Genomic DNA, 1,952 nt, shown 5'->3' on the forward strand with positions numbered 1-1,952 from the left:
CTACGAAGACTTGATCAAAGACATCTTCTTTGACCGGCATAACCGTAACGTTCACATTCATGGTTACCGTGAAAATGGTGATATCACAACACCATTTGATATGCGTGTCTTGAATGAATTGGACCGTTACCATTTGGCTAAGGATGCAGTTCAAGCAATTCCTGCCTATGCTCAAAAAGGTGCTTACTTCGCAAACCGGATGGATGACATGGTTGCAAAACACAATCAATTCATTCGTGATGAAGGTACTGATTTGCCAGAAGTAGAAAATTGGAACTGGGAACCATTAAAAAAATAATAATGACCTCTAAATAGGGTTGAAAGCATCTTGTCAAATGGCAGGATGCTTTCTTTTTCAAAAATTTGGTAAACAAACTTTAACTTAGCGGGAAAATATGCTAATTTAATGGATAAATTTGAAAAAGGAGAGTCTTATTTATGGCGCAATTTCGACAAATCAGCATAAAAATCGCTGATGATGACGCTCACGCAGTATTTGTTGAGGGGCAGGCTGGCAAGGGGCACATTGTAATGATCTCTGCCAAAGGAAAACCGACGACAAGCATGCTTAAACACAGCGATGCTCGCTACTTTGATCTGGCTGATGAAAATACGATCGAAAAAATTAAGGTTCAAGATGCGTACCGGATCAATAATATTAAGTATGCAGATATTGAAAACGATGTTGTCGAACAAGGCTAAGGTAAAAACAGTCATTGCCGAAATTACGGTAGTGGCTATTTTTTTTACATTTTTTGGCAAAAATTTGCTCCGAATTTGTGTTTTTTGCGTATTTATAAAGGGGAGGCATGTCAAATGAGAAAGCAAACGTTTGAACATCAATATTTGCAAGTCCTCGCAGAAAGAACACAATTGAACGCAAACGAAAAAAATAACTTACAGCGTTTGGTTCAGGGGTATCTGGGCGAGTGCAACTTAGATAAAATTGTTGACACTTTTTTCAATCAGTCGGAATTAGTGCTGAATAATTTGAATTTAGCGTATAACAAAGAAGTCATTCAGGTCGATAAGTTGATAGTCATCGGTAATATTGCCTATTTGATAGATGTCAAGAATTACCGAGGAAGTTATACTTATCAAAATAATAGTTGGTATCGTGGTGAGAGGATTTTAATAAACAATATCTTTCGGCAAATCGATCGCGCCTCTGATATTTTGCAGAAGATTTTTAGCGCAAAAAGACTTCACATGGAGATCCGGCGTGTGTTGATCTTCATGGATCCTGCAGTTAAAGTCGAGATCAAACAACCAATAGTACAAACAGTGTTAAGAGTCGAAGAGGTTGCCGCTTGGTTAATGAAGTTAAAAGAAGAAGTGCAACTGTATCCCAAGCTTAGTCCTGATCTTTGGCGTGATGCAATAACAGATTCTTTGCTTCCGCCATATTGCCCGCTCAATGACTTCAGTAGTCAAGTTGGGCGCACTTTGCAGCTAGGAATTTGTTGCCCGAAGTGTAAGAAATTTACCTGGACTTCCCATCGCTATTATTTGTATTGTGATCACTGCGGCTTTTGTCAAAGCAAAGAGTTAGCTTATGTCAAAACGATTTGTGACTACGGAGTACTGTTTTCTAACAGTAATTTAGAGCGCAAAGAATTGAAGAAATTTTTGGGGGAAGTCGGAAATGAATATTATCTTCGTTATCAGTTAAAAAAGCATTTTGAATTAGTTGGTCCTAACGGCAGTCAAAAAGGATATCGTAATTTAGGCTCAAAATTTGAGTATTGGTTTGAAAATGAGCAAGAATATTTTAAAGCACTGCAAAAAAGATGTAACTGGAAGACAAATGATAAAAAGTAAATTCTTTTAATGCTCAAATAAAACAGAACTTAGTGGAAGTATTAGCTAATTCAGGGTAAATCGGCTAAAAGTCAGTGGAAGTACTAGCCAATTAAGTTCCAATCGGCTAAAAGTCAGCGAAAGTTCTAGCC

3 protein-coding genes are annotated in these 1,952 nt (G+C 37.5%); all 3 read left to right on the forward strand.

What is annotated here, in order from left to right; genetic code table 11:
• The coding region (locus FC65_RS10400; protein WP_477218333.1) for a phosphoketolase family protein at positions 1–298 on the forward strand (298 nt) is incomplete at its 5' end.
• A gap of 140 nt (positions 299–438) precedes the next feature.
• Complete coding sequence (locus tag FC65_RS10405; protein WP_010497405.1) at positions 439–702, forward strand: hypothetical protein; 264 nt, start codon at positions 439–441, stop codon at positions 700–702.
• A gap of 114 nt (positions 703–816) precedes the next feature.
• Positions 817–1,821, forward strand: a complete 1,005-nt coding sequence (locus tag FC65_RS10410; protein WP_056972656.1) for a nuclease-related domain-containing protein — start codon at positions 817–819, stop codon at positions 1,819–1,821.
• Positions 1,822–1,952 lie beyond the last annotated feature (131 nt).

The sequence above is a fragment of the Ligilactobacillus acidipiscis DSM 15836 genome, assembly GCF_001435755.1.
Taxonomy (GTDB): Bacteria; Bacillota; Bacilli; order Lactobacillales; family Lactobacillaceae; genus Ligilactobacillus; species Ligilactobacillus acidipiscis.

Bases quoted from the DNA above. Each gene is read 5' to 3' on its own strand.
- FC65_RS10405 (WP_010497405.1), top strand. From the start codon at position 439: ATGGCGCAATTTCGACAAATCAGCATAAAAATCGCTGATGATGACGCT.
- FC65_RS10410 (WP_056972656.1), top strand. From the start codon at position 817: ATGAGAAAGCAAACGTTTGAACATCAATATTTGCAAGTCCTCGCAGAA.